Annotated in this window: 26 protein-coding genes, 3 tRNA genes and 1 pseudogene; 21 read left to right on the forward strand and 9 right to left on the reverse strand. The window is 70.6% G+C overall.

Annotated elements, in window-relative coordinates; genetic code table 11:
- The 4 genes and pseudogenes from ACZ6MZ_RS20040 to ACZ6MZ_RS20055 form a co-directional block, all read right to left on the reverse strand.
- A pseudogene (locus ACZ6MZ_RS20040) lies at positions 1 to 212 on the reverse strand (2-oxoacid:acceptor oxidoreductase subunit alpha); the annotation flags it as partial.
- A 263-nt stretch (positions 213 to 475) separates the two neighbouring features.
- Positions 476 to 1,135 (reverse strand): LuxR C-terminal-related transcriptional regulator, encoded by a 660-nt coding sequence (locus ACZ6MZ_RS20045; protein ID WP_384190724.1) that lies wholly within the window; start codon positions 1,133 to 1,135, stop codon positions 476 to 478.
- A gap of 141 nt (positions 1,136 to 1,276) precedes the next feature.
- Entirely contained in the window at positions 1,277 to 2,590 is a 1,314-nt protein-coding gene (locus ACZ6MZ_RS20050; RefSeq protein WP_469353727.1) for a sensor histidine kinase, read from the reverse strand.
- Between the two features lie 161 nt (positions 2,591 to 2,751).
- Positions 2,752 to 3,930, reverse strand: coding sequence for a sensor histidine kinase (locus tag ACZ6MZ_RS20055; protein ID WP_389788460.1), 1,179 nt, complete (start codon positions 3,928 to 3,930; stop codon positions 2,752 to 2,754).
- A 178-nt stretch (positions 3,931 to 4,108) separates the two neighbouring features.
- Between ACZ6MZ_RS20055 and ACZ6MZ_RS20060 the strand changes: the two genes are divergently transcribed.
- From ACZ6MZ_RS20060 to ACZ6MZ_RS20120, 13 genes are all read left to right on the forward strand, one after another.
- Positions 4,109 to 4,501, forward strand: a complete 393-nt coding sequence (locus ACZ6MZ_RS20060) for an NADH-quinone oxidoreductase subunit A (RefSeq protein WP_384190717.1) — start codon at positions 4,109 to 4,111, stop codon at positions 4,499 to 4,501.
- The gene (locus ACZ6MZ_RS20065) at positions 4,492 to 5,082 is read left to right on the forward strand and encodes an NADH-quinone oxidoreductase subunit B (RefSeq protein WP_469353353.1); all 591 of its coding nucleotides are present in this window, start codon (positions 4,492 to 4,494) and stop codon (positions 5,080 to 5,082) included. Before ACZ6MZ_RS20060 ends, ACZ6MZ_RS20065 begins: the two co-directional genes overlap by 10 nt.
- Entirely contained in the window at positions 5,079 to 6,029 is a 951-nt protein-coding gene (locus tag ACZ6MZ_RS20070) for an NADH-quinone oxidoreductase subunit C (protein WP_469353354.1), read from the forward strand. The genes ACZ6MZ_RS20065 and ACZ6MZ_RS20070 overlap by 4 nt, the downstream gene beginning before the upstream one ends.
- A complete protein-coding gene (locus ACZ6MZ_RS20075; RefSeq protein ID WP_384337361.1) occupies positions 6,026 to 6,994 on the forward strand; it encodes a complex I subunit 1/NuoH family protein in 969 nt (322 codons plus the stop codon). Before ACZ6MZ_RS20070 ends, ACZ6MZ_RS20075 begins: the two co-directional genes overlap by 4 nt.
- Positions 6,994 to 7,596 carry a NuoI/complex I 23 kDa subunit family protein gene (locus tag ACZ6MZ_RS20080; RefSeq protein ID WP_469353357.1) on the forward strand — a complete coding sequence of 201 codons (603 nt, stop codon included), beginning with the start codon at positions 6,994 to 6,996 and terminating at the stop codon, positions 7,594 to 7,596. The genes ACZ6MZ_RS20075 and ACZ6MZ_RS20080 overlap by 1 nt, the downstream gene beginning before the upstream one ends.
- On the forward strand, positions 7,593 to 8,180 hold the full coding sequence (locus ACZ6MZ_RS20085; protein WP_384190704.1) for an NADH-quinone oxidoreductase subunit J family protein: 588 nt from the start codon (positions 7,593 to 7,595) through the stop codon (positions 8,178 to 8,180). Before ACZ6MZ_RS20080 ends, ACZ6MZ_RS20085 begins: the two co-directional genes overlap by 4 nt.
- Positions 8,180 to 8,560 carry an NADH-quinone oxidoreductase subunit NuoK gene (nuoK, locus tag ACZ6MZ_RS20090; protein ID WP_384190701.1) on the forward strand — a complete coding sequence of 127 codons (381 nt, stop codon included), beginning with the start codon at positions 8,180 to 8,182 and terminating at the stop codon, positions 8,558 to 8,560. The genes ACZ6MZ_RS20085 and nuoK overlap by 1 nt, the downstream gene beginning before the upstream one ends.
- Positions 8,557 to 10,563 carry an NADH-quinone oxidoreductase subunit 5 family protein gene (locus tag ACZ6MZ_RS20095; protein WP_386879115.1) on the forward strand — a complete coding sequence of 669 codons (2,007 nt, stop codon included), beginning with the start codon at positions 8,557 to 8,559 and terminating at the stop codon, positions 10,561 to 10,563. Before nuoK ends, ACZ6MZ_RS20095 begins: the two co-directional genes overlap by 4 nt.
- 27 nt (positions 10,564 to 10,590) lie before the next feature.
- Positions 10,591 to 12,156: a complex I subunit 4 family protein gene (locus ACZ6MZ_RS20100; protein WP_469353730.1), complete on the forward strand. Its 1,566-nt coding sequence runs from the start codon at positions 10,591 to 10,593 to the stop codon at positions 12,154 to 12,156.
- Positions 12,153 to 13,715, forward strand: a complete 1,563-nt coding sequence (locus ACZ6MZ_RS20105; RefSeq protein WP_469353360.1) for an NADH-quinone oxidoreductase subunit N — start codon at positions 12,153 to 12,155, stop codon at positions 13,713 to 13,715. The genes ACZ6MZ_RS20100 and ACZ6MZ_RS20105 overlap by 4 nt, the downstream gene beginning before the upstream one ends.
- Before the next feature lie 189 nt (positions 13,716 to 13,904).
- Positions 13,905 to 14,768: a zinc metalloprotease HtpX gene (gene htpX / locus ACZ6MZ_RS20110; protein WP_384190693.1), complete on the forward strand. Its 864-nt coding sequence runs from the start codon at positions 13,905 to 13,907 to the stop codon at positions 14,766 to 14,768.
- Positions 14,765 to 15,157 carry a YccF domain-containing protein gene (locus ACZ6MZ_RS20115; protein ID WP_384190691.1) on the forward strand — a complete coding sequence of 131 codons (393 nt, stop codon included), beginning with the start codon at positions 14,765 to 14,767 and terminating at the stop codon, positions 15,155 to 15,157. Before htpX ends, ACZ6MZ_RS20115 begins: the two co-directional genes overlap by 4 nt.
- A 209-nt stretch (positions 15,158 to 15,366) precedes the next feature.
- Positions 15,367 to 15,636 carry a GlsB/YeaQ/YmgE family stress response membrane protein gene (locus tag ACZ6MZ_RS20120; protein ID WP_469353361.1) on the forward strand — a complete coding sequence of 90 codons (270 nt, stop codon included), beginning with the start codon at positions 15,367 to 15,369 and terminating at the stop codon, positions 15,634 to 15,636.
- Positions 15,637 to 15,668: 32 nt separating this feature from the next.
- On the opposite strand, the gene ACZ6MZ_RS20125 is transcribed toward ACZ6MZ_RS20120, so the two are convergent.
- The 3 genes from ACZ6MZ_RS20125 to ACZ6MZ_RS20135 all read right to left on the reverse strand — a co-directional run bounded on the left by ACZ6MZ_RS20125 (position 15,669) and on the right by ACZ6MZ_RS20135 (position 17,489).
- Positions 15,669 to 16,346: an alpha-ketoglutarate-dependent dioxygenase AlkB family protein gene (locus ACZ6MZ_RS20125; protein WP_384337349.1), complete on the reverse strand. Its 678-nt coding sequence runs from the start codon at positions 16,344 to 16,346 to the stop codon at positions 15,669 to 15,671.
- The gene (locus ACZ6MZ_RS20130) at positions 16,343 to 16,846 is read right to left on the reverse strand and encodes a methylated-DNA--[protein]-cysteine S-methyltransferase (RefSeq protein WP_469353363.1); all 504 of its coding nucleotides are present in this window, start codon (positions 16,844 to 16,846) and stop codon (positions 16,343 to 16,345) included. The genes ACZ6MZ_RS20125 and ACZ6MZ_RS20130 overlap by 4 nt, the downstream gene beginning before the upstream one ends.
- A gap of 154 nt (positions 16,847 to 17,000) precedes the next feature.
- Entirely contained in the window at positions 17,001 to 17,489 is a 489-nt protein-coding gene (locus ACZ6MZ_RS20135) for a YajQ family cyclic di-GMP-binding protein (RefSeq protein ID WP_384190679.1), read from the reverse strand.
- 219 nt (positions 17,490 to 17,708) lie between these two features.
- Here ACZ6MZ_RS20135 and ACZ6MZ_RS20140 point away from each other — a divergent pair.
- Positions 17,709 to 17,790: transfer RNA gene (locus tag ACZ6MZ_RS20140), tRNA-Tyr, on the forward strand.
- A gap of 156 nt (positions 17,791 to 17,946) precedes the next feature.
- On the opposite strand, the gene ACZ6MZ_RS20145 is transcribed toward ACZ6MZ_RS20140, so the two are convergent.
- Positions 17,947 to 18,603, reverse strand: coding sequence for an SDR family oxidoreductase (locus ACZ6MZ_RS20145; protein WP_469353365.1), 657 nt, complete (start codon positions 18,601 to 18,603; stop codon positions 17,947 to 17,949).
- 58 nt (positions 18,604 to 18,661) lie between these two features.
- Positions 18,662 to 19,918, reverse strand: a complete 1,257-nt coding sequence (locus ACZ6MZ_RS20150; protein ID WP_469353732.1) for an amidohydrolase family protein — start codon at positions 19,916 to 19,918, stop codon at positions 18,662 to 18,664.
- Between the two features lie 261 nt (positions 19,919 to 20,179).
- On the opposite strand from ACZ6MZ_RS20150, the gene ACZ6MZ_RS20155 reads away from it, so the two are divergent.
- From ACZ6MZ_RS20155 to ACZ6MZ_RS20185, 7 genes are all read left to right on the forward strand, one after another.
- Positions 20,180 to 20,252 (forward strand) — tRNA-Thr (locus ACZ6MZ_RS20155).
- A 47-nt stretch (positions 20,253 to 20,299) separates the two neighbouring features.
- Positions 20,300 to 20,372, forward strand: a tRNA-Met gene (locus ACZ6MZ_RS20160).
- A 92-nt stretch (positions 20,373 to 20,464) separates the two neighbouring features.
- Positions 20,465 to 20,629, forward strand: a complete 165-nt coding sequence (gene rpmG, locus ACZ6MZ_RS20165; protein ID WP_006604855.1) for a 50S ribosomal protein L33 — start codon at positions 20,465 to 20,467, stop codon at positions 20,627 to 20,629.
- A gap of 85 nt (positions 20,630 to 20,714) precedes the next feature.
- Complete coding sequence (locus ACZ6MZ_RS20170; protein WP_389788480.1) at positions 20,715 to 21,167, forward strand: FAS1-like dehydratase domain-containing protein; 453 nt, start codon at positions 20,715 to 20,717, stop codon at positions 21,165 to 21,167.
- A 5-nt stretch (positions 21,168 to 21,172) separates the two neighbouring features.
- Positions 21,173 to 21,601, forward strand: a complete 429-nt coding sequence (locus ACZ6MZ_RS20175) for a MaoC family dehydratase (RefSeq protein ID WP_384190671.1) — start codon at positions 21,173 to 21,175, stop codon at positions 21,599 to 21,601.
- Positions 21,602 to 21,747: 146 nt separating this feature from the next.
- Complete coding sequence (locus ACZ6MZ_RS20180; RefSeq protein ID WP_384190668.1) at positions 21,748 to 22,308, forward strand: TetR/AcrR family transcriptional regulator; 561 nt, start codon at positions 21,748 to 21,750, stop codon at positions 22,306 to 22,308.
- 145 nt (positions 22,309 to 22,453) lie between these two features.
- Positions 22,454 to 23,896, forward strand: coding sequence for a DHA2 family efflux MFS transporter permease subunit (locus tag ACZ6MZ_RS20185; protein ID WP_384190665.1), 1,443 nt, complete (start codon positions 22,454 to 22,456; stop codon positions 23,894 to 23,896).
- The last annotated feature ends 10 nt before the right edge of the window (positions 23,897 to 23,906 follow it).

Raw genomic sequence — 23,906 nt, forward strand, 5'->3', positions numbered from 1 at the left:
CCGAACGACGCCGTCTCCGAGGTGAACCGGTCACCCGTCAGCTGCATCCCGTCACCCGAGTCACCCGCGAAACGGATGATCACCCGGTCCAGACGGCGTACTTCCTTCTCGCCCGCGCCCTCGGGTCCGGGCAGCGGGGCACGCTGTTCCCCGGCGGCGCCGTCTCCGGCGTCGTCGGCCTGCTCGGCTGGGCTACTGACCTGGCTGGTCACTGAACTGGACCTCCCTCGAGGCGGCTCTGCGGGACTGACCGGCCGCCCGGCAGTCCCGGAGGCCACCCTACGTCGGTAAGGGTCGCCTTCCCTGGACCGATCGTATGGTGGACGTCATGGTGAGACGTCTCGACGTGCCGATTTGTCATACTTTGCCCGCCCCCAGGTCCTTCGGTAAAAGCCGCTCTACTCTCATCCTTTAGTACTAGGGCTTTTCCGCTCCGGCGCACATCTGACGGGGTGGCGGACGCGGCGGCCGTTCGTCAGCTCTTCAGATAGGTCAGAACGGCCAGGACGCGGCGGTGATCCCCGTCACTCGGCGAGAGGCCGAGCTTCTGGAAGATATTGCTCACGTGCTTCTCCACCGCGCCGTCGCTCACGACCAGCTGCTTGGCGACCGCCGAATTCGTCCGCCCCTCGGCCATCAGACCGAGGACCTCCCGCTCGCGGGGGGTCAGCCCGGCCAGCACGTCCTGCTTCCGGCTCCGGCCCAGCAGCTGGGCCACCACCTCGGGGTCCAGCGCGGTCCCGCCCCTGGCCACCCGCACCACGGCGTCCACGAACTCCCTGACGTCGGCCACCCGGTCCTTGAGCAGATAGCCCACGCCCCGGCTGCTGCCGGCCAGCAACTCGGTGGCGTACTGCTCCTCGACGTACTGCGACAGCACGAGCACCCCGATGCCGGGATGGTCGCGGCGCAGCCGCACGGCCGCCCGTACCCCCTCGTCGGTGTGGGTCGGCGGCATCCGTACGTCCGCGACCACCACATCCGGCAGCTCGCCCTGGCCGGCCAGCTCGCCCACGGTCTTGATCAGCGCTTCCCCGTCACCGACACCGGCGACCACGTCGTGCCCGCGGTCGGTCAGCAGCCGGGTCAGGCCCTCCCGGAGCAGCACTGAGTCCTCGGCGATGACCACTCGCACCCTGTCCTCCACGACCCTGCAGCCCCTACTGTCGACATTTGTCCGCCCCCGCACCTCCAGCATCCCAGTATTCGGATGACTCCGTGCCCACACGGCGAAACGGGACAGCCCCCGGCAGCCCGGGGGTGTCTCCTCGTACGGTCAGCCCCGCCAGGGCAGCTCCGCCGTCACCGTCGTCGGGCCGCCCGCCGGGGAGTCGACCACCAGGATCCCGTCCACCGCGTCCAGCCGCTCGGCCAGGCCGGCCAGCCCGCTGCCCGCGGCGGTGTCGGCCCCGCCCCTGCCGTCGTCCGTGACCTGCAGCATCAGCCGGTCGTAGGTGTGCCACACATCGACCGACGCCCGCCTCGCCCGCGCGTGCTTGCTGACGTTCTGCAGCAGCTCCGAGACCGTGAAGTAGGCGATCCCCTCGATCGCGGCGGCCGGCCGGGAGGGCAGATCGACCTCCACCGTCACCGGGACCGTGCAGCGGGAGGCGATGGCGGACAGCGCCGCGTCCAGGCCGCGGTCCGTGAGGACGGCCGGATGGATGCCGCGCGCCAGGTCGCGCAGCTCCTGCAGGGCCGTCTTCACTTCCCCGTGCGCCTCGTCGACCATCCGCGCCGCGGCCTCCGGGTCCTCCGTCAGCTTCTCCTTGGCCAGCCCGAGGTCCATGGCCAGGGCCACCAGGCGGGCCTGCGCCCCGTCGTGCAGATCGCGCTCGATCCGGCGCAGATCGGCCGCCGCGGTGTCCACGACCACGCCCCGGTCCGACTCCAGCTCCGAGACGCGCGTGGCCAGCCGGGACGGCCCGAGCAGCCCGGTGACCATCAGCCGGTCCACGCTCGTCAGGCCGCGTATCACCCAGGGGGAGGCGAGCACCAGCACCAGCCCGACCGCACTGGTGACACCGATCTCGAACGGGGTGTCGAGATAGAAGCCGTCGCCATGGGCCTCGCTGTAGAGCGCGATGCCCGACTGGTCGAGATGGCTGGGGAACACCCACTGCCACAGCGGATAGAGGAACAGCGCCCAGCCCGTGACCCAGAACGTCACGGAGACGACGAACGCGAACACGGCCCACGGGAAGTGCGCCACCGCGTACAGCAGATGCCGCCAGGACACCCCGCTCTTCAGGACCGCGCCGACCCAGGACATCAGTCCGCGCTCCTTGGCGCGGGCCGGTGCCGGGTCCGCCACAGCCAGCCCCAGCAGCCCCCGGGCCCGCGCCCGCTCCATCATGCCGAAGCCGCGGCAGCCGGCCAGGCCCGCCGCCAGCACGGGGACACCGAGGAAGGTGATGAGCAGCCCCGCCCCGAGCGAGATCGTCGTGATCGCGTACGTGAAGAGCACCGCGCTGATCGGCAGGCTGAGCAGCAGATAGCCGAACTCGCGCCAGGTGCGGCCCTCGACCGGCGCGCGCAGGACCGGAGGAAGGAGGCGGGGCCGCGACTGCGATCCGTGATCCGTGGCCATCGGTGGTGTCCGTTCTGCGAGCGGGCTGGAGGGGAGCGGGCTGTGTACGTCCATGCACTCCATGCTGCTGGCGCCGGGCAGCGCACACCATGAGGGAGGTCTCCGTCTCCGCCCGGGGGTTTTCCCCACCCCGGGGATGCGGCTCGCCCGGGGCCCGGGCATCAGGCCGTGCCGCGCCGCCGCCAGGGCAGCTCCGCCCTGACGACCGTCGGCCCCCCGGCCGGTGAATCGAGGACGAACAGACCGTCGACCGCGCCCAGCCGCTCGGCCAGTCCCGACATGCCCGTACCGCCGTCCAGCCGCGCGCCGCCGCGCCCGTCGTCCCGGACCTGGATCAGCAGCCGGTCGTCCGTCCGCCGCACATCGACCGCGGCGGTACGCGCAGCGCTGTGCTTGCTGACGTTCTGGAGCAGCTCCGAGACGGTGAAGTACGCGATGCCCTCGATCGCCTCCGCGGGCCGCTCGTCCAGGCCGACGGTCACCGTCACCGGGACCGTGCAGCGGGAGGCGATGGCGGACAGCGCCGCGTCCAGGCCGCGGTCGGTCAGGACGGCCGGATGGATGCCCCGGGCCAGATCGCGCAGCTCCTGCAGGGCCAGCTTCACCTCGCCGTGCGCCTCGTCGACCATGGTCGCGGCCGCTTCCGGATCCTCCGTCAGCTTCTCCTTGGCGAGCCCGAGCCCCATGGCCAGGGCCACCAGGCGGGCCTGCGCCCCGTCGTGCAGATCGCGCTCGATCCGGCGCAGATCGGCCGCGGCCGTGTCCACGACCACGCCCCGGTCCGACTCCAGCTCGGCGATCCGCCGCTCCAGCTCGTCGGACGGCGAGAGCAGCCCCCGCACCATCGCCCGGTCGGCGTTGGTCAGACCGCGCGCCACGTAGGGAAGGACCGGCCAGAGGACGAAGAGGCCCACGAGCGTGATGGTGAACGTCACCACCCCCCACGGCAGCCGGATGAACGCGTACAGCATGGTCCGCCAGGCCACCGGGTCCTTCAGCCCCGCCCACACCCAGCCGAAGACGCCTTCGGGACGGTGCCCCCGTCCGTGCAGCGGGCTCGGCTCGTCGATCCGTACGCCCAGGAGCGCGCGCGCCCGCGCACGCTCCGCCCGGCCGAGCAGCCGTGCGCCGGTGAGACCGGCGACGAGCCACGGCAGACCGATCACCGTCACCGACAGGCCCGCGCCCGTGGAGACCATGAACACCACATAGACGAACCCGATCAGCGCCTCCGGCAGGTTCGCGAGGAGATGGGCGATCTCCTTCCACGTGTGCCGGTCGTACGCGAAGCGCACGGCGGGCGGCCGGTCATGGTCGGGGAGGCTGCTGCTCACGGTCATAAGGCCCAAGCGTGCACGGCCCGGGTGCCGCACGCCATGGGGTTGCTGGGTGGCAGGAAGTAGGGATAACCCCACTATGCGAGACGCGGCTGCTTACCGTCTCTTTAACAGGGCCTAGACTCCCGTCCGTACAGATCGTCGAAGAAGCTGTTACGAGGTCAGGGAGCGAGGGGCGGACGTGTCGCAACCGACCGTTCTCGCGTCGGAATACTTCCAGAGCTATTCGGTGGTCGGACTGCTCGCGGTCGTCGGTGTGCTGTTCGTCGCCGTGGCCTTCGGAGCGGGCCGGCTGCTGCGGCCGGTGGTGCCGACGCCGGAGAAGCTGCTCACGTACGAATGCGGTGTGGACCCCGTGGGCGAGGGCTGGGCGCACACCCAGGTCCGCTACTACGTGTACGCGTTCCTCTATGTGATCTTCGCGGTCGACTCGATCTTCCTGTTCCCCTGGGCGACCGTCTTCGCCGCCCCCGGTTACGGCGCCGCGACGCTCGTCGAGATGTTCCTCTTCCTCGGCTTCCTGGCCGTCGGACTGCTCTACGCATGGAAGAAGGGCGTCCTGGAATGGACGTGACCATCGAACCGCTGCCGGAGCCCCGGCGGCTCGGCGTGCTCTCCCGCCTGGCCCCCCAGCCGATGAAGGTGGTCCTCAACTGGGGCCGCCGCTACAGCCTCTGGGTCTTCAACTTCGGTCTCGCCTGCTGCGCCATCGAGTTCATCGCCGCGTCCATGGCCCGGCACGACTTCATCCGGCTCGGCGTGATCCCCTTCGCCCCCGGACCGCGCCAGGCGGACCTGATGGTCGTGTCCGGCACGGTCACGGACAAGATGGCGCCCGCGGTGAAGCGGCTGTACGAGCAGATGCCCGAGCCCAAGTACGTGATCTCCTTCGGCGCCTGCTCCAACTGCGGCGGCCCCTACTGGGACTCGTACTCCGTGACGAAGGGCGTCGACCAGATCATCCCGGTCGACGTCTACGTACCGGGCTGCCCGCCGCGTCCCGAAGCGCTGCTCCAGGGCATCCTGAAGCTCCAGGAGAAGATCTCCCGCGAATCGCTCAGCGAGCGCTACGCCTCGGGCGGCCGGCCCTCGCCCGCCGCACTGCGCAGCGGGCTGGTCGCCGCCCCGCCGACGCCGGGGGAGAGCACTTCGTGAGCGCCTACGACCGGCTCCCCGACGCCGTCACCGAGATCTTCGGCGAGGACGCCACGGCCGGGCGCGCGTACGACCTCCTGACGGTCGACGTCCCCGCCGCGTCCTGGATCGCCGCCCTCGAAACCGCCCGCGACCAGCTGGGCTGCGGCTACTTCGACTGGCTCAGCGCCGTCGACGAACCAGGCACGGGTTTCCGCGTCTGCGCCCATGTGGTCGCCCTGGAAGACCGTAAGGTCCGCCGGCTTCTGGTCCGTACGACCGTCCCGCACGAGGCGGCCGTCCTGCCGACGGCCATCGCGGTCTACGCGGGCGCGGGCTGGCACGAGCGCGAGACGCACGAGATGTTCGGCATCTCCTTCACGGACCACCCGAACCTCGCCCCCCTCCTTCTCCCCGAGACCTTCGAGGGCCATCCGCTGCGCAAGGACTTCGTCCTGGCGGCCCGGGTCGCCAAGGCCTGGCCGGGCGCGAAGGAGCCGGGGGAGTCCGAACACGGCGGCCCCAAGCGCCGCCAGATGCTCCCGCCCGGGGTCCCCGACCCGAACGAATGGGGCCCCCTGAAGGGCCAGCTGCCGCCGGCCCCGGCCCGCCCCGCCCGTGGGGCCCGCGCCGCCGGCGCCACGGGTGACCGCCCGGTCCGCCGCGCCCGCAGCGTCGCCGGAGGTTCGGCGAGCCAGCAGGCGCCGGCCGGAAGCGACGGGAACGAGACGAAGCCGGACGAAGCGAAGCCGGACGAAGCGAAGCCGGACGACACGGCGCCGCCACCGGTGCAGCCGCCACCGGCGCGCGAAGAGCGCACCGCCGGCGAGGCCCCGGCCCCGCCCCCGGCCCCCGACGCGCCGTGGCACCACCCCCGCCCCGCGTTCGAAGGCGGCGAGGACCAGCCCGCCCCGGCCGACGAGTCCGGGAACGGCTCCGCGAGCGAACGCCCCGAAGGAGACGCGTGAACGACGTACTCGACGTCGCCCTCCGGCTTGTTGTCGTCTTCGCCGTGTTCATGGTCGTCCCGCTGATCGTCGGACAGGCCGAACACAAGGTGATGGCCCATATGCAGGGCCGCCTCGGCCCCATGCACGCGGGCGGCTTCCACGGCTGGGCCCAGCTCGTCGCCGACGGGGTGAAGTTCGCGCAGAAGGAGGATGTGGTCCCGGCCAACGCCGACCGCCGCATCTTCCAGCTCGCCCCGGCCGTCGCCCTGCTTCCGTACCTCCTCGTACTGATCGCGATCCCGGTCGGCCCGGGCGAGGGCGCGGTCGGGCAGGTCGTCGACGCGGGCATCTTCTTCGTGCTCGCCGTGCTGGGCGTCGGCGTGCTCGGTTCGCTCATGGCGGGCTGGGCCTCGGCCAACAAGTTCTCCCTCCTCGGCGGTCTGCGGACCGCCGCTCAGCTGCTCGCGTACGAGCTGCCGATGCTGCTCGCCGCCGCCTCCGTCGCGATGGCGGCCGGCACCGTCTCGCTGCCCGGCATCCTCGACGCCTTCGAGTGGTGGTGGCTGCCGTGGCAGATCGTCGGCGCCCTGGTCTTCTTCGTCGCGGGACTCGCCGAACTCCAGCGCCCGCCCTTCGACATGCCGGTCGCCGACTCCGAGATCATCTTCGGCGCCTACACCGAGTACACCGGTCTGCGCTTCGCGCTGTTCCTGCTCGCCGAGTACGCGGGCATCGTCGTCCTCTGCCTGCTGACCACCGTCCTGTTCCTCGGCGGCTGGCACGGCCCGCTGGGCGCCGAGGGTCTCGGCTGGGTCTGGACGCTCCTCAAGGCGGCCGTGCTCGCCTTCATCGTCATCTGGCTGCGGGTGAGCTATCCGCGGCTGCGGGAGGACCAGCTCCAGAAACTCGCCTGGACCGTGCTCATCCCGCTCGCTCTCGCGCAGATCGCGCTCACCGGCATCGTGAAGGTGGCGATCAACTGATGGCCCACTCGTTCCCCGGCTCCGGCCTGGCCAAGGGCCTGGCCGTCACCCTGCGGACGATGACGAAGAAGACCGTCACCGCGCAGTACCCGGAAACGCAGCCCGAACTCCCGCCCCGCAGCCGCGGGGTGATCGCGCTGTTCGAGGAGAACTGCACGGTCTGCATGCTCTGCGCCCGTGAGTGCCCCGACTGGTGCATCTATATCGACTCCCACAAGGAGACGGTCCCGGCCGCGGCCCCCGGAGGCCGCGAGCGCAGCCGTAACGTCCTCGACCGGTTCGCGATCGACTTCGCGCTCTGCATGTACTGCGGTATCTGCATCGAGGTCTGTCCTTTCGACGCGCTGTTCTGGTCACCGGAGTTCGAGTACGCGGAGACGGACATCCTCGAACTCACCCATGAGCGGGACAAACTCCGCGACTGGATGTGGACGGTGCCGGCGCCGCCCGCGCTCGACCAGGGCGCCGAGGAGCCGAAGGAGATCGGCGCGGCCCGCAAGACGGCCGAGAAGCTCGCGGCGGCGCGGCAGCAGGAGCAGGAGCAGGGACGGGGCCAGGACCAGGGACGGGACCAGGACCAGGGACGGGAGGCCGGCGAGTGACCTCCGCGGCAACCGGACACGGCTTCCTGTCACCGAGCGGCGTCGAGATCGCCTTCCTTCTCGTCGGCCTCGTCACCTTCGGCGCGGCCCTCGTCACCGTCACGACCAAGCAGCTGGTGCACGCCGCACTCTGGCTGGTCGTCACGCTCGGCGGCCTGGCCGTCGAATACCTCCTGCTGACGGCGGAATTCATCGCCTGGGTGCAGGTCCTGATCTATCTCGGTTCCGTGGTGGTCCTCCTTCTCTTCGGACTGATGCTCACCAAGGCGCCCATCGGCCGCTCCCCGGACGCCGACTCGGGCAACCGCCCGGCCGCGCTGGCCGTGGCCGTCGCCGCGGCCGCCGCCCTGGTCTGGGTGGTCGTCGACGCGTTCCGTGCGACCTGGATCAACTTGGAAGGGCCGGCCCAGGGCTCCACCGAAGTGTCGGGACAGATGCTCTTCCGGTACTGGGTGCTGCCCTTCGAAGCGCTGTCCGTTCTTCTGCTGGCCGCGCTCGTCGGCGCGATCGTCCTGTCCCGCAAGAACAGCCAGTCCCGCAAGAACAGCGGTGCCCCCGGCGGCAGCGGTAAGGAGCAGCGCTGATGCATCTCGCCTATCCCGCCGTGCTGGCGGCCCTGCTGTTCAGCACCGGGCTGTACGGAGTACTCGCGCGCCGCAACGCGATCCTCGTCCTGATGTCCGTCGAGCTGATGCTCAACGCCGTGAACCTCAATCTGGTCGCCTTCGACGTCTGGCTCCGCGACACCCTGCACACCGGCCAGGCCCTCACCCTCTTCGTCATCGCCATCGCCGCCGCGGAGATCGGCATCGGCCTGGCGATCGTCCTGATGGTCTACCGCAACCGCGGCACCTCGGACATCGACAAGCTCCGCGACACCGCCGAGGGCCCGGACGGCGCCGGCACCGAGGGCGCCGAGCCGGAAACCGCCTCCCCGGCACAGAAGGCTGAGGCCACCGCGTGACCACCACGACCCTCGCCGTCCTCGTCCCCCTCCTTCCGTTCCTGGGCGCCGTCGCCGGGCTGCTGCTCGGCCGCACCTCGCCCGGGTTCGTCCGTCCCCTGGCCGTGCTGCCGACCCTGCTGGCCGCCGCGCTCGCCGTCGCCGTGGCCGTACGCCAGGGCGGTGGCGCGGGCGCCGGCAAGGCGCCGCTGGAGGCCGCGACCGAGCTCACCCCCACCGGCTCGGTCCCCATCGACCTCGCCCTGTACATCGACGGCTTCGCGGCGCTGGTCGCCGTGCTCGTCGCCGTCGTCGCGTCGTGCGTGCAGATCTACTCCACGGGCTATCTGCGCGACGACGCGCGCTACCCCTCCTACGCGGCGCTGGTCTCCCTCTTCACCTCCGCGATGCTGCTCGTCGTCTACTCCGGCGATCTGATGGTGCTGCTGATCGGCTGGGAGATCATGGGCATCTGCTCGTACTTCCTCGTCGGCCACTACTGGGAGACCCCCGAGGCGCGCGCCGCCTCCCTCAAGGCGTTCCTGGTCACCAAGCTCGGCGATGTCCCCTTTCTGATCGGGCTGTTCGCGCTCGCCACCGACGCCGGTACGTTCCGCATCACCAGCGTTCTGGAGACCGTCGGGAACGGCGGCCTCGACCACCCCACCCTGATCGCGCTGCTGCTGATCGCGGGTGTGGCGGGCAAGTCGGCCCAATTCCCGCTGCACACCTGGCTGCCCGACGCGATGGCGGGCCCCACGCCCGTCTCCGCGCTGATCCACGCCGCGACGATGGTCGCCGCCGGTATCTACTTCGTGGCCCGGCTCCTCCCCGTCTTCGCCGCCTCGACCGCCGCCCTGGTGGTCCTGGCCGTGATGGCCGCGATCACGATGGTCGGCTCCGGACTCGCCGCCCTAGCCCAGGACGACATCAAGCGCGTCCTCGCCTACTCGACCATCGGTCAGCTCGGCTACATGCTGGGCGCCCTGGCGGTGGGCGACCGCGGCGCGGCCGTCTTCCATCTCCTGTCGCACGGTGCGTTCAAGGCCCTCCTCTTCCTCGGCGCCGGCGTGATCATCCATGCCGCCGGCACCAACTCGCTGGCCACCATGTCCCGCATGAGCGGCCTGTCCAAGCGCATCCCCGACGCCTACTGGACGATGACGATCGCGCTGCTCGCCCTCGCCGCGATGCCCCCCTTCGCCGGCTTCTTCTCCAAGGAGTCCGTCCTCGTAGCCGCCGAGCACGCGGCGCTCGGCGACACCGGTACCGCCCCCGGGGCCGCGGGCTGGACCGTGCTGCTCGCGGGTCTGCTCACCGCCCTCCTCACCGCCGCCTACGCCACCCGCCTCTGGCTGCTGGCCTTCCGCGGCCATGGCATCGAGGCCCCCGACCACGGCAAACAGCCCCTCGCCATGAACGCCGTCCTGTGGGTGCTGGCCCTGCCCTCCCTCGCCCTCGGCCTGACGGTCGGCTATCTCGCCGAATGGTTCGACGGACACAGCCTCGCCCCGAACCTCACCACCTCCGTCCTGGGCACCGGAGTCGCGCTGGTCGGCGGTCTGATCACCTACGGCAGCTGGCGGCACACCACGGCGCTCGCCGCCCGTACCCCGATCGGCGCCGTCGCCGCCCACCCCGACGCCGAGCCCGCCATCTCCGAGGCGGAAGCCATCGAGACCCATGTCCCCGCGTACGGCAATATCGCGGCAGCCCCCGACCCGGCCGACCCCGGCCGTCTGCTCCTGGGACCGCTCCACCGCCACGCGGCATCCGGCTTCCATCTCGACGCCGTCTACCACAGCCTCTTCGTACGCCCCGTCCTGGCGGCCGCCCAGCTGGTCCGTTTCCTGGACCGCGAGGTCATCGACACCTACGTACGCGCCGCGGGCACCGGCAGCCGCTGGCTCGGCGCCGCCGTACGCCGCGCGCAGACCGGCAATGTGCAGACCTACCTCAGCGCCCTGCTCGCCGGCTCCGTCGTCCTGGCCGTCGCCGCCGTACTCGTCGCCGCCGGAGCGTGAGCCGTGATCGATATCAGTGAATCCGTGATGCAGTTCCTTCTCGCGTTGATCGTCGTCGGGCCGCTGGCCGGCGCCGTGGCGGCGCTCCTGCCGGCCCCGCCCGGGCTACGGGGCACGAGCCCCGACCAGGCCGTGCTCCGCCACGGGGTGACGGTGACCGGCGCGATCCTCCTCGCCGCGATCGTCCTGGCCCTCGGCTTCGACCATGACCATCCGTCAACGATGCAGGCCACGACGGACATCAGCTGGATCGCGGCACTGGACGTCCGGATCCATCTCGGCATCGACGGCATCTCGCTCCCCCTTCTGGTCCTGACCGCGCTGCTGACCTTCCTCTGCGCGCTCTACAGCTACTTCAAGATGCCCAAGGGCCCCTCGCCCAAGGCATTCGTGGCCCTGCTGCTCCTCCTTGAGTCCGGCACCCTCGCGACCTTCGCCGTCCTCGATCTCGTGCTCTTCTTCCTGGCCTTCGAGATGGTGCTGATCCCGATGTACTTCCTGATCGCCCGCTGGGGCGGCTCGGAAGGAGTGACGGGCGGCAGGCAGGCCGCCGCCTCGAAGTTCATCCTCTACACGCTGCTCGGTTCCGTGGTCATGCTGCTCGGCCTGCTGCTCGTCGGGCTCACCGCGGGCACATTCGACATGGTGGCACTCGCCACTGACAACGGCCGTGGCCTCAGCACAGCCGTGCAGGTCACCGCCGTTCTCGCGATCGGTCTCGGGCTCGCGGTGAAGACCCCGATGTGGCCGCTGCACAGCTGGCTGCCGGACGCCCACACCGCCGCACCGACCGTCGGTTCCGTACTCCTCGCCGGCGTCCTGCTCAAGATGGGTACGTACGGATTCGTCCGCATCGTCCTGCCCATCGCCCCCGACGGGATGCGGACCTTCGCGCCCTATCTCGCGGCCCTCGCCGTCGTCGGCATCGTCTACGGATCCCTCGCCTGTCTCGCCCTCGCCAAACAGGGCGCGGGCGGCGACCTCAAACGGCTGATCGCGTACTCCAGCGTCGGCCACATGGGCTTCGTGCTGCTCGGCATCGCGACCATGACGCCCACCGGCGTCAACGGCGCGCTCTTCGCCAACATCGCCCACGGCCTCATCACCGGCCTGCTGTTCTTCCTGGTCGGAGCCCTCAAGGACCGCTACGGCACCGCCGATCTCGACACCCTCGCCGGGGCCACGGGCGCCGCGCTCTACGGCCGCGCCCCCCGCCTCGGCGGACTGCTCGCCTTCGCGGCCGTCGCCTCCCTGGGTCTGCCCGGTCTCGCCGGGTTCTGGGGCGAGATGCTGGCGATGTTCGGCGCCTTCCGCCCGGCGGACGGTCTGAGCCGGCCCGCCTTCCTCACGTTCATGGTGATCGCCGGCTTCGGCACGCTGCTCACCGCCGCGTACCTCCTGATCGTCGTGCGCCGCGTCTGCATGGGCGTGAAGCCGCAGGAGGCGCCGCACCTCGCCGATGTCCAGACGTACGAATTCGTCGCCTGGACGCCGCTCGTCGCCCTGACCGTCCTCGCCGGACTGTGGCCCGCGGTCCTCCTCGGCCTCAGCGACCCGGCCGTGCAGAAGCTCCTCGCAGGAGGCAAGTCGTGACCGTGGCCGCCGAGAGTGCCGCAAGCGCCGCCAGCCTCGTCCAGTCCGTTGACTGGCTCGCCATCGCGCCCCCCACCATCACGGCGGCGGTCGGTCTGATCGTCCTGGTGGCCGACCTCTTCGTACCGGAGCACCGCAAGCGGCTCCTCGGCGGTGTCGCGATCACCGGACTCGTCGCCGCGATCGTCATGCTCGTACCGCTGCGCGACGGCGACCGCTCGACGTTCTGCCTCACCACCGACCCCGGCGTCTGCAGCTACACCGCCGACCACTTCGCCGTGATCGTCCAACTGCTCGTGCTCGGCGGGGCGCTGCTCACCGCGCTGCTCGCGCTCGCCGACACCAGGCAACTCCCGGTGGGGGAGTTCTGGTTCCTGCTGCTTTCCTCGGCGGCCGGCGCCGCCCTGCTGCCCGCCTCGCGCGATCTCGCCACGCTCGTCGTGGCCCTCGAAGTCGCCTCCCTGCCCGCCTTCGCCCTGGTCGGGCTGAAGCGCGGCGACCGGCTCTCCTCCGAGGCCGCGCTGAAGTTCTTCCTCTCCTCGGTCACCGCGACCGCCGTCATGCTGCTGGGCGTCAGCTTCGTGTACGCCACGACCGGCACCCTGCACCTCACCCGGATCGCCGCCGCGCTGGACCATGTCCCGGGCCGGCTGGACACCCTCGCCGCGGCGGGCGTCGCCCTCACCCTCGTCGGCTTCGCCTTCAAGGCGGCCGCGGCCCCGTTCCACTTCTGGGTTCCCGACACGTATGTGGGCGCGCCCCTGCCGGTCGCCGCGTACCTCTCCGTCGTCAGCAAGGCGGTCGGCTTCGCGGGCCTCATTCTGGTGACCGTCATCGCGTTCCCCGGCTACGCGCATGTGTGGGGTCCGGTCCTCGCGGTTCTCGCCGCGCTCACCATGACCGTCGGCAACGTGGCGGCGCTGCGGCAGTCGGCCACGCGCGCGCGGAGCGCGGTACGGCTGCTGGCCTGGTCGTCCGTGGCCCAGGCGGGCTATCTCCTGGTACCGATCGCGGCCGCCGCGTACGCGGGAGGCGACCGGATCGGCTCCACCGTCGCGTACGCCCTGATGTACGCCGTCGTGAACCTCGGCGCCTTCGCCGTCGTCGCTCTGGTGGCCCGTACGAAGCCGCTGAACCGCATCTCCGACTACCGCGGCCTCTCCGCGCAGCGGCCGCTCGTCGCCCTCGCCATGGGCTTCTTCCTGCTCTGCCTGGCCGGCCTGCCCCCGGGCGTCATCGGCCTCTTCGCCAAGGTCACGATCTTCTCCGTGGCCGTCGACGCGGGCCTCGGCTGGCTGGCCGTCGTCATGGCCGTCAATGTGGTGATCGCGCTGTACTACTACCTCCAGTGGACGGCGGTCCTCTTCCGCGCCCCCGAGGGCCAGGAGGACCACGAGGAGGGCGCCGGCGCGGTCGAGGTGACCGGGCACGGCGAGCTGGTCACCCATGAAGCCCCCGCGGCGCTGACCGTCGCCATCGTCATGACCGCCGTCCTCGGCGTCATCCTGTCCGGAGCGCCGCAGCTGGTGCTGCGCTTCGCCGCCATCAGCCTCTTCTGAACCACCGGGCCCGGCCCTCCCCGGCCACCGCGCCCGCGCACCCGCCACCCGGACGGCGTACGCCCCCGTCCGGGCGCACCAGGGAACCCGCGCTGCCCGCCTGGCGTTGACCAGTACGTAAGGGTCCACTGGAGAGTGGAGCAGCATCAGGAAAAGGGTTCCCCTGCGGCACCACTTGGAGGGCGTACCGTGCACCGCCGGCACAACGGGCTGAGGACCGCCGTTCTCCTCGGGGGACTGTCCGCCCTCATCATCGCGATCGGCAGTTTCTTCGGCCGTACGGGTCTGATCGTCGCGCTCCTCGTGGCGATCGGCACGAACGCGTACGCCTACTGGAACAGCGACAAGCTCGCGCTGCGCGCCATGCGTGCCCGTCCCGTCAGTGAATTCGAGGCGCCGGAGCTCTACCGCATCGTCCGCGAGCTCTCGACCGCGTCCCGCCGGCCCATGCCACGGCTGTACATCTCGCCGACCCAGGCCCCCAACGCGTTCGCCACCGGCCGCAACCCGCGCAACGCCGCCGTCTGCTGCACGGAAGGGATCCTGCGGATCCTCGACGAGCGAGAGCTGCGCGGTGTCCTCGGTCATGAACTCAGCCATGTCTACAACCGCGACATCCTGATCGCCTCGGTCGCGGGCACCCTGGCCTCCGTCGTGATGTTCCTGGTGAACTTCGCCTGGCTGATCCCGTTCGGCCGCTCCGACGACGACGAAGGACCCGGCATCGTCGGGCTGCTGCTGATCATGATTCTGGGCCCCCTCGCGGCCTCGGTCATCCAGCTCGCGGTGAGCCGTTCACGCGAATACGCGGCGGACGCCTCGGGCGCGCAGATCACGGGCGACCCGCTCGCCCTGGCGAGCGCGCTGCGCAAGCTCGACGCCGGGACGAAGCAGCTCCCGCTGCCGCCCGAGCCGCGCATCGAGACCGCGAGCCACATGATGATTGCGAACCCCTTTCGGCCCGGGCAGGGGTTCTCGCGCCTCTTCTCCACGCATCCGCCGATGGCGGAGCGCATCGCCCGACTCGAAAAGATGGCAGGTCGCCGACCATGAAGACAATCCTGAACGTCATATGGCTCGTCCTGTGCGGCTTCTGGATGTGCCTCGGATACCTCCTCGCGGGCGCGCTCCTGTGCGTCACGATCATCGGAATCCCCTTCGGCGTGGCCGCCTTCCGCATCGGCTTCTACGCCCTGTGGCCCTTCGGGTACATGGCGGTCGACCGCCGCGACGCGGGCGCGCCCTCCTTCGTGGTCAATGTCCTCTGGCTGGTCCTCGCCGGCTGGTGGCTCGCACTCGGCCATATCTTCACCGGCATCGCGCTGTGCGTGACGATCATCGGAATTCCGCTCGGCCTCGCGAACTTCAAGCTGATCCCGGTCTCGCTGATGCCGCTCGGCAAGGAAATCGTCCCCACCGACCAGCCCTTCGCCACGCGCTGACGCCGCCGTCCACGGCGCCCAAGCCCTGAACCGCCCAAGCCCTGAACCGCCCTCGCCCATGGGGCGGGCGCGTAGGGGCCTTAGATGTATGTCCCACCGGATGCGGGGTAGTGAACCGCCTGCCGGGGCCTGTGCCGGTCTCCGCGCAACCGCCGCCCGCCTCTGCGGCGTCTTCCGGGGCAACACAGCACGAAAGGCAGGTTCACGGCATGGGCATCATCAGCTGGATCGTTCTCGGACTGCTCGCCGGAGTCGTCGCCAAGATTCTGCTCCCCGGCCGCGACCCCGGCGGTCTGATCGGCACGACGCTCATCGGCGTCGCGGGAGCCTTCATCGGTGGCTGGATATCGGCCCGTTGGCTCGACCACCCCATCAGCAAGGACTTCTACGATGGGGCCACCTGGGCCGCGGCCATCGGCGGAGCGCTCGTCCTGCTGATCCTCTACCGGATCATCTTCGGCCATTCACGCTCCCGCTGACGGTCCGCCGGGCCCGTCGGCCGCGGGCGGTCTCAGACCGCCCGCCCGGGCCGGCCGAGGCCGGTCTCGCGCAAAGTGATGTTCAGCCGCCCGCTGTTCATGCCCGTCGCCGGGTCGGCCGTTCCCGGATACACCGTGGGCACCCCGTGGTACGCGAAGCGGGCCGGCCCTCCGAAGACGAAGAGGTCACCCGAGGCGAGCGGGACGTCCGTGTACGGCCGCCCCCGGTCCCGCGTATTGCCGAAGCGGAAGACACAGCTGTCCCCGATGCTCAGGGACACCACCGGGGCGTCGGACCGCTCGTCCTTGTCCTGGTGCATCCCCATCTTCGCGCCGCCCTCATAGAAGTTGATCAGGGCGGTGTCCGGTGTGTAGGCCGCGGCGGCCGCCGGATCGCCGTACGCCTCGGCCAGCGCCGCCCGCCCCAGCCGCAGCAGCCAGTCCGGGAACTCCGCGACCCGCGCGCCGTTCACATCCCCCGCGGTACGCGTGTACTTGTACGGCTGCCAGTGCCAGCCGACGCAGACCGTCTGCACCGACATGACGCCGCCGCCCGGCAGTGTCGTGTGCCGGATCGGCACCGGCCCGCGCGCCCAGCCCCGGCACGCCTCCACCAGCTCGCGCCGACGCTCCAGGGACAGCCAGCCGGGCACATGCACGGCCCCGGGCGCGACGACCGCCCGTGGCCTCGGGAACAGTTCACCGCTCATGACAACAGGGTGCTCTCCAGCCCGAGAAGCCGCCGCTTGTGCTCCAGCCCGCCGACGTACCCCCGCAGCGCCCCATCCGCGCCGATCACCCGGTGGCAGGGCCGCACGACAAGCAGCGGATTGCGCCCGATCGCGGTCCCCACGGCCCGTACCCCGGCCCCGGACGAGCCGACCTGGCCGGCGATCTGTCCGTACGACACCGTCACGCCGTACGGAATGGCGTCCAGCGCCTGCCAGACCCGCCGCTGGAAGTCCGTACCGCCGTCGACGTACTCGATGTCGAAGCGCGTCAGCGTGCCCGCGAAGTACGACCTGAGCTGCCCGGCGATCCCGTCGAACGCGGCGGGCGCCCGCACCCATCCGTCCTGGACGACGGCCGCGCCCTTCTGGCCCGGCAGGGAGAGCGAGGCGAGCGCGGTGCCGCCCTTCGCGCCGGCGGACTCCTCGCCGACCAGCAGCAGTTCGCCCAGCGGGCTGTCGATCGTCGTGTACACGGTCATCACTCGTTCCTCTCCGCGCGGCGTGTTCAGCCGGCCATGAGTCCCGAGTCTGGTCCCGCCCGGCCGACGCGGCTGGCGGAATTCCGACATCACATCCGGAAGCAAGAAGCGGGGACGGAAACGGTTCGCCCGCTCCGCCCCCGTACCGCCTTCATCACCGGTAGTTCACGAACTGCAGTGCGAAGTCGAAGTCCTGCCCCTTCAACAGCGAGATCACGGTCTGCAGGTCGTCCCGGCTCTTCGAGCTGACCCGCAGCTCGTCGCCCTGCACCTGCGCCTTGATGCCCTTGGGGCCCTCGTCGCGGATGAACTTCGCGACCTTCTTGGCGTTGTCCTGGGAGATGCCCTCCTCGATCGAGGCGAAGATCTTGTACTCCTTGCCGGACAGCTGCGGCTCCCCGGCGTCCAGCGCCTTCAGCGAGATCCCGCGCTTGATCAGCTTGGACTGGAAGACGTCGAGGATCGCGGTGACCCGCTCCTCGGAGTTCGCCTCCATCAGGATCTTCTCGCCGGACCAGCCGATCGAGGCCCCGACGTTCTTGAAGTCGTAGCGCTGCGAGATTTCCTTCGCGGCCTGGTTGAGGGCGTTGTCGACCTCCTGCCGCTCGACCTTCGAGACGATGTCGAAACTGGAGTCGGCCATGTCCTGTGGCTCCTTGTATCGGTACTTATCGGGTGCTGAACAGCTGCTCGATGCGCGACCGGACACCGCCGGTCGCTGCCCCGAAGCCTAGTCACCCACACCCGCCCCGAGCGCTGATCAATCCGGTGGCGAAGCACCCCCGGGCATCGGGTATCGTTTACGTCGTTGCCACAGGAGCACCGCCCACCGCGGCCCCTCCGAACGGCAGCGACATCCCATGGCGGTGTGCCCGAGTGGCCAATGGGAGCGGACTGTAAATCCGTCGGCTTAGCCTACCCAGGTTCGAATCCTGGCGCCGCCACGCGATAAAGATGGCCTCTGATCTACGAAAAGTAGATCAGAGGCCATCTTTGCTTGGGCTCCAACAGCCCACCGGGATGGCCAAGGTGAGAGGCCGTCACCTTCTCCGGGAGACCTCTCCCGACGGCTTCTCCCCGGTGGCTTCTCCCAGCCGCGCTCAGCCGGCCGCCGCGTGCTTCGTCGCCTCCGCCACCGGCACCGTCCCGCTGATCAGCTCCAGGGTCAGACCCGCCGTCCCCGGGGTCTCCACCAGCTCCGCCAGCACCGCCGCCACGTCGTCGCGCGGCACCGCGCCGCGCCCCGTCGACTCCGCCAGCAGGACCCGGCCCGTGCCCGGGTCGTCCGTCAGCCTCCCCGGCCGCAGGATCGTCCAGTCGAGCGCGGACCTGGACCGTACGTACGCGTCCGCCGCGCCCTTGGCCCGCAGATAGGCGTCGAAGACGTCGTCGCCCTCGTGATCCGGGTCCGCGCTCATCGAGGAGACCACGACATGGCGCCGTACCCCCGCACGCTCGGCCGCGTCCGCGAAGAGGACCGCGGCGCCGCGGTCCACCGTGTCCTTGCGGGCGACGCCGCTGCCCGCGCCGGCTCCCGCCGCGAACACCGCCGCGTCCGCGCCCTCCAGCACCGCGGCGACCTCCTCGACCGAGGCCGACTCCAGGTCGAGGACGACCGGTTCGGCGCCCGCCGCCCGCAGATCCGCCGCCTGTTCCGGGTTGCGGATGATGCCCGCCCCCTCGTGTCCGCGCGCGGCGAGCAGCCGCTCCAGCCGCAGCGCGATCTGACCATGTCCACCGGCAATGACGATTCGCATGGTCACGACCGTACGTGCGGCGAGACTTCTCCGCTCACGCGCCACGGCGCCGCGCCGCTCACCGGCCGGCGTGACCGAGGTCGGACCGCCCCTGCCGCGGCAGTTCCAGCGCGACAGCCGCCGCGGAATCGCAGTACTCCCGCACCGCGCTCGTCCGCGCCACCACCCGCCCCCGGTGGATGACGATCCTGCTGTACGCGAGGGACAGCACGCTCTCGATCCCGTCGCCGCGCACCGCCAGCAGCTCGGCGGGAAAGCCCGCCTCCACCCGTACCTCCGGCAGCCCCATCGCCGCCCGCGCCGCCGTGCTCACCGTGCCGTACGCGTCCGCCGCCCGCATCCCGCCCTGCGACGCCAGCAGATACGCGGACTCCAGCGGATCGCCGCGCCCCACCGGATTCGACATGTCCCGCAGCGCACCGCCGCCCGCCGCGACCCGCACGCCGGCCGCCCGCAGCAGCCGTACGGGGGCGACGCTCCGCTCCGCGCCGCCGCGCTCCACGCCCCCGCAGCCGCCCTGTGGCAGGCAGACGACGGTCACACCGGCCGCCGCCAGCTGGTCCGCGACCCGTGCCGCCACACCGGCCGGCAGCCGGGCCAGCCCCGAGCACGGCCCGAGTGTCACGCCTGGCCGCATGCCGCCCACCATCGCCGCGAGTCGGGCGAGCCGCGCCGGGTCGTCGCCGTCCGTGTGCAGATCGACCGGGCAGTCGTGCTCGGCGGCGACCTCCAGCACCGCTTCCACGTATCCGGCGGGGTCCGGATCGAGGTCGGGGCAGCCGCCCGCCACCCCCGCGCCCATCCGCACCGCGTCGCGCAGCGCCGCCATTCCGTCGGCGCCCGCGACGCCCGTCAGCAGCCGCGGTACGGCGACGGCGGTCAGCTCGGCGAGGCCGCGCAGCGAGCGGCGGGCCTGGAGCACCGCCTCCATCCGGCCGAGTTCCTGCGCGTCGCCGATCCGTACGTGGGAGCGCAGCGCGGTCGCGCCGTGCCCGAGCTGCAGCAGGGCGGCCTCGGTGGCCCGGCGCTGCACCTCCTCGGGCGCGTAGGAGACGGGCCGGTCGGAGGCGGGTGCGGTGAGCGCGGTGTCGCTGTGGGCGTGCGGTTCGGCCGGGGCGGGGAGCAGCAGATAGCCGGCGAGGTCCAGGCGCGCGCCGTGCGCGGTGAGGCTGCCCGCCGTACCCACGGCTTCGATCCGGCCCGCGCCGAGCCGTACGTCCACGATGCGGCCGTCGGTGAGACGGGCGCCGCAGAGGACGAGCGCGGTGGTGTCGGCCGTGGCGCCGTTGGACGGCTGCGGCTGGCTGTCGGGCATCGCGCTCCTGGTGAGGGCTTCCTGGTCGGACTCCGGGGCTCCGGTGTGCAAGATCACGCAGCGTGAGTCGAGCCTAGAGGCGCATCAGCCGAGCTTCGAGGAGGAGCTCAATAGTCGTACCGCCGTGGCCGTCCACGGCGTGCGAGCGGCCGGCGAGTGGCCCGCGAGTGGCCCGCGAGTGGTCTGTGGGACGGGTGGGGTGAGCTGCCAGGAAACGGATTTGGGCGATCGGCGAGAGACCGTGTAATGTCTTCATCGCTCGCCCCAATAGCTCAGTCGGTAGAGCGTCTCCATGGTAAGGAGAAGGTCTACGGTTCGATTCCGTATTGGGGCTCAGATGTTGGGTGACCCTCGCCTCCGGGCGAGGAGATCCAACATCGAAGCGGTGTAGCTCAGTCGGTAGAGCAAGCGGCTCATAATCGCTGTGTCACCGGTTCAAGTCCGGTCACCGCTACACACGGTAGCCGATTGTGGGGTCGGTCCTTCGATCGGCTACTCTTTTATGCGTTCATATGTTCATCCGTTGTCCGTCCAAGGAGCACTCACGTGGCTGCCACCGACGTCCGCCCGAAGATCACGCTGGCCTGCGTGGAGTGCAAGGAGCGGAACTACATCACCAAGAAGAACCGGCGTAATGACCCGGACCGTCTTGAGATGAAGAAGCACTGCCCGCGCTGCAACTCGCACACCGCGCACCGCGAAACGCGCTGAATCAGGCTCGTATGTGAGGCCGTCCCCTCTGGGGGCGGCCTCACGTCGTTTGTAGTGGTCACATCCATCTGGAGGGAGCGGGTCCATGGCGCTCGATCAGTCCTTCGTGGGGCGGAGCTATCCGCCCACCGATCCGTACGAGGTCGGCAGGGAGAAGATCCGTGAGTTCGCCGAGGCGGTGGGCGACACCAATCCGGCGTACACCGACCCGGAGGCCGCCAAGGCGCTCGGGCACGTCGATCTGATCGCCCCGCCGACCTTCGTGTTCGCGATCACCTTCAAGGCCGCGAGTGAGGTCATCGCCGATCCGCAGCTGGGTCTGGACTACAGCCGGGTGGTGCACGGCGACCAGAAGTTCACGTACTCCCGTCCGGTACGCGCGGGGGACCGGCTGACCGTCACCTCGACCATCGAGGCGATCAAGTCGCTGGCCGGGAACGACATCATCGACGTCCGCGGTGAAGTGCGTGACGAGGCCGGCGAGCATGTCGTGACCGCGTTCACCAAGCTGGTGGCCCGCGCCGCCGAGGAGGCGTGAGACCGATGACCGCGAAGATCGGTTACGACGAGGTCGAGGTCGGTACGGAGCTGCCGGCGCAGAGCTTCCCCATCACGCGCGCGACGCTGGTGCGGTACGCGGGCGCCTCGGGTGACTTCAATCCGATCCACTGGAACGAGAAGTTCGCCAAGGAGGTCGGGCTGCCGGACGTCATCGCGCACGGCATGTTCACCATGGCCGAGGCGATCCGTGTGGTGACCGACTGGGTGGGCGACCCGGCGGCCGTCGTGGAGTACGGCGTCCGTTTCACCAGGCCCGTCGTGGTGCCCAACGACGACCAGGGCGCGCTGGTCGAGGTCAGCGCCAAGGTCGCCGCCAAGCTGGACGACGACCGGGTCCGGGTGGATCTCACGGCCATGAGCGCCGGGCAGAAGGTGCTGGGCATGTCCCGCGCCGTCGTCCGCCTGGCCTGAGTAAAGACGTCAGGGCCGTAGAGCTGTGCGTAAGGGGCGTCCGCCATTGCGGGCGCCCCTTACGTTTCCGTACTGGGCCCGCACATTTTCGTACTGGGCCCGCCAGCCGCTTGACATAGTTAGTGAGTGGTCAATAACCTCATCGCATGGTCAGAATGAGTGCGGAAGAGCGACGCGAGAGCGTCATCCGCGCTGCGGTCACCGAGTTCGCCCGCAGCGGCTACAACGGCACGTCCACCGAGGCGATTGCTCGCCGCGTGGGTGTCTCGCAGCCGTATCTCTTCCGGCTCTTCCCGAACAAGGAGGCCATCTTCCTCGCCGCCGCGGAGCGCTGTCTGGCGGACACCGCACAGGTCTTCGAGAAGGCCTCGGAAGGTCTGGAGGGCGAAGAGGCGCTGCATGCCATGGCCGCCGCGTATCAGCGGATCATCGCCGATGATCCGGAAAAGCTGCTGATGCAGATGCAGATGAATGTCGCGGTGGCCTCCGCCGAGGCCGCGGGTGACCACGCCTTCGGTGATTCGGTACGGGCCGGCTGGGTGGTGCTCTGGGAGACGGTCCATCTGGCGCTCGGTGCGGACGTGGAGGAGACCACGTCGTTCCTGGCGTACGGGACGCTGATCAACACCTTTGTCTCGCTGGGCTTTCCGCCCAGCCACCGCGTCTGGGGCGGCTTCTACGACTCGGCGCTGCCGCCCGGCCGGTGAATGGGGCGTCGGGAGGACCGGCGCCGTTTTCTGGCCGGGTTTTCTGGCCGCGTTTTCTGTCCAAGAAAGTTAGTTATCAATAACTAACTAGATCAACAACCAACTGATCGGTGGCCCATGCGCGCCGCCGGCAGAGAGGAGAGCGATGAACCAGCCAGCAGCCCGCGGCTCCCGCGCCGCCTGGGCCCTCGTCATCACCGGTGCCGCCAGCTTCATGGCAGCGCTGGACAACCTCGTCGTCACCACCGCCCTGCCGTCCATCCGCGAGGACCTGGGCGGCGCGCTGGAGGATCTGGAATGGACGGTGAACGCGTACACGCTCACCTTCGCAGTCCTCCTCATGTTCGGCGCGACCCTCGGTGACCGGTTCGGCCGCCGCAGGCTCTTCGTCGCCGGACTCACGGTCTTCACCGGCGCCTCGGCGGCAGCGGCCCTCTCACCCGGCATCGACGCCCTGATCGCCGCACGCGCCGTCCAGGGGGTCGGCGCGGCGATCATGATGCCGCTCGCACTCACCCTGCTCACCGCGGCGGTCCCCGCCGAACGGCGCGGCGCGGCCCTCGGGATCTTCGGCGCCATCACCGGCCTCGCCGTCGCCAGCGGCCCCCTCGTCGGCGGAAGCCTCACCGAACACCTCTCCTGGCAGTGGATCTTCTGGCTGAACGTCCCCATAGGCATCGCCCTCCTGCCGCTCGCCCGGCTCCGGCTGCGGGAGTCCCACGCGCCCGACGCCCGCCTCGACATCCCCGGCACCGTCCTCATCAGCGGCGGCCTCTTCGGCATCGTCTACGCCCTGGTCAACGCCAACGCCGACGGCTGGACCAGCGCCCCGATCCTGCTCGGCCTGTTCGCGGGAAGCGCGCTGCTCATCGCCTTCGTACGCCACGGACTGCGCCGCCCTGACGCGATGCTGCCCATGCGGCTCTTCAAGAACCGCGCCTTCGCCGGGATCAATGCCGCGAGCCTGCTGATGTTCCTCGGCATGTTCGGCTCGATCTTCCTGCTCAGCCAGTTCCTCCAGGGCGTCGTCGGCTACTCGCCCACCGAGGCCGGCCTGCGGATGCTCCCGTGGACCGCGATGCCACTGCTCGTCTCACCGATCGCCGGTCTCCTCGCCGACCGCATCGGCGGCCGCCCCGTCGTGGTGACGGGACTGGCCCTCCAGGCCGTGGGTCTCGGGCTGTTCGCGCTGGTCGTCGAGCCGGGGGTGTCGTACGCGGCCCAGCTGCCCGGCCTGATCGTCAGCGGCATCGGCATGGGGCTGTACTTCGCCCCCGCCGCCAGCCTGGTCATGTCCAGCGTCCGCCCCGAGGAACAGGGCATCGCCTCCGGGGCCAACAACGCCCTGCGCGAGGTGGGCGGAGCGCTCGGCGTCGCGATCCTCAGCGCCGTCTTCTCCGCGCAGGGCGGTTACGCGAGCCCCGACGCCTTCGTGGACGGCACCGTCCCCGCCCTCTGGATCGGTGCGGGCGGGGTGGCCCTCGCCGCGCTGACGGGCCTGCTCATCCCCGGCCGCCGCGCCGGTGGGACCTCCGTGGTCACGGGCGCGGCGGAGAAGGCGGACACGCGCGAGAGCGTCGCGGTCTGACCGTCGTCCC

This window comes from Streptomyces sp. NPDC042201, from assembly GCF_055582185.1.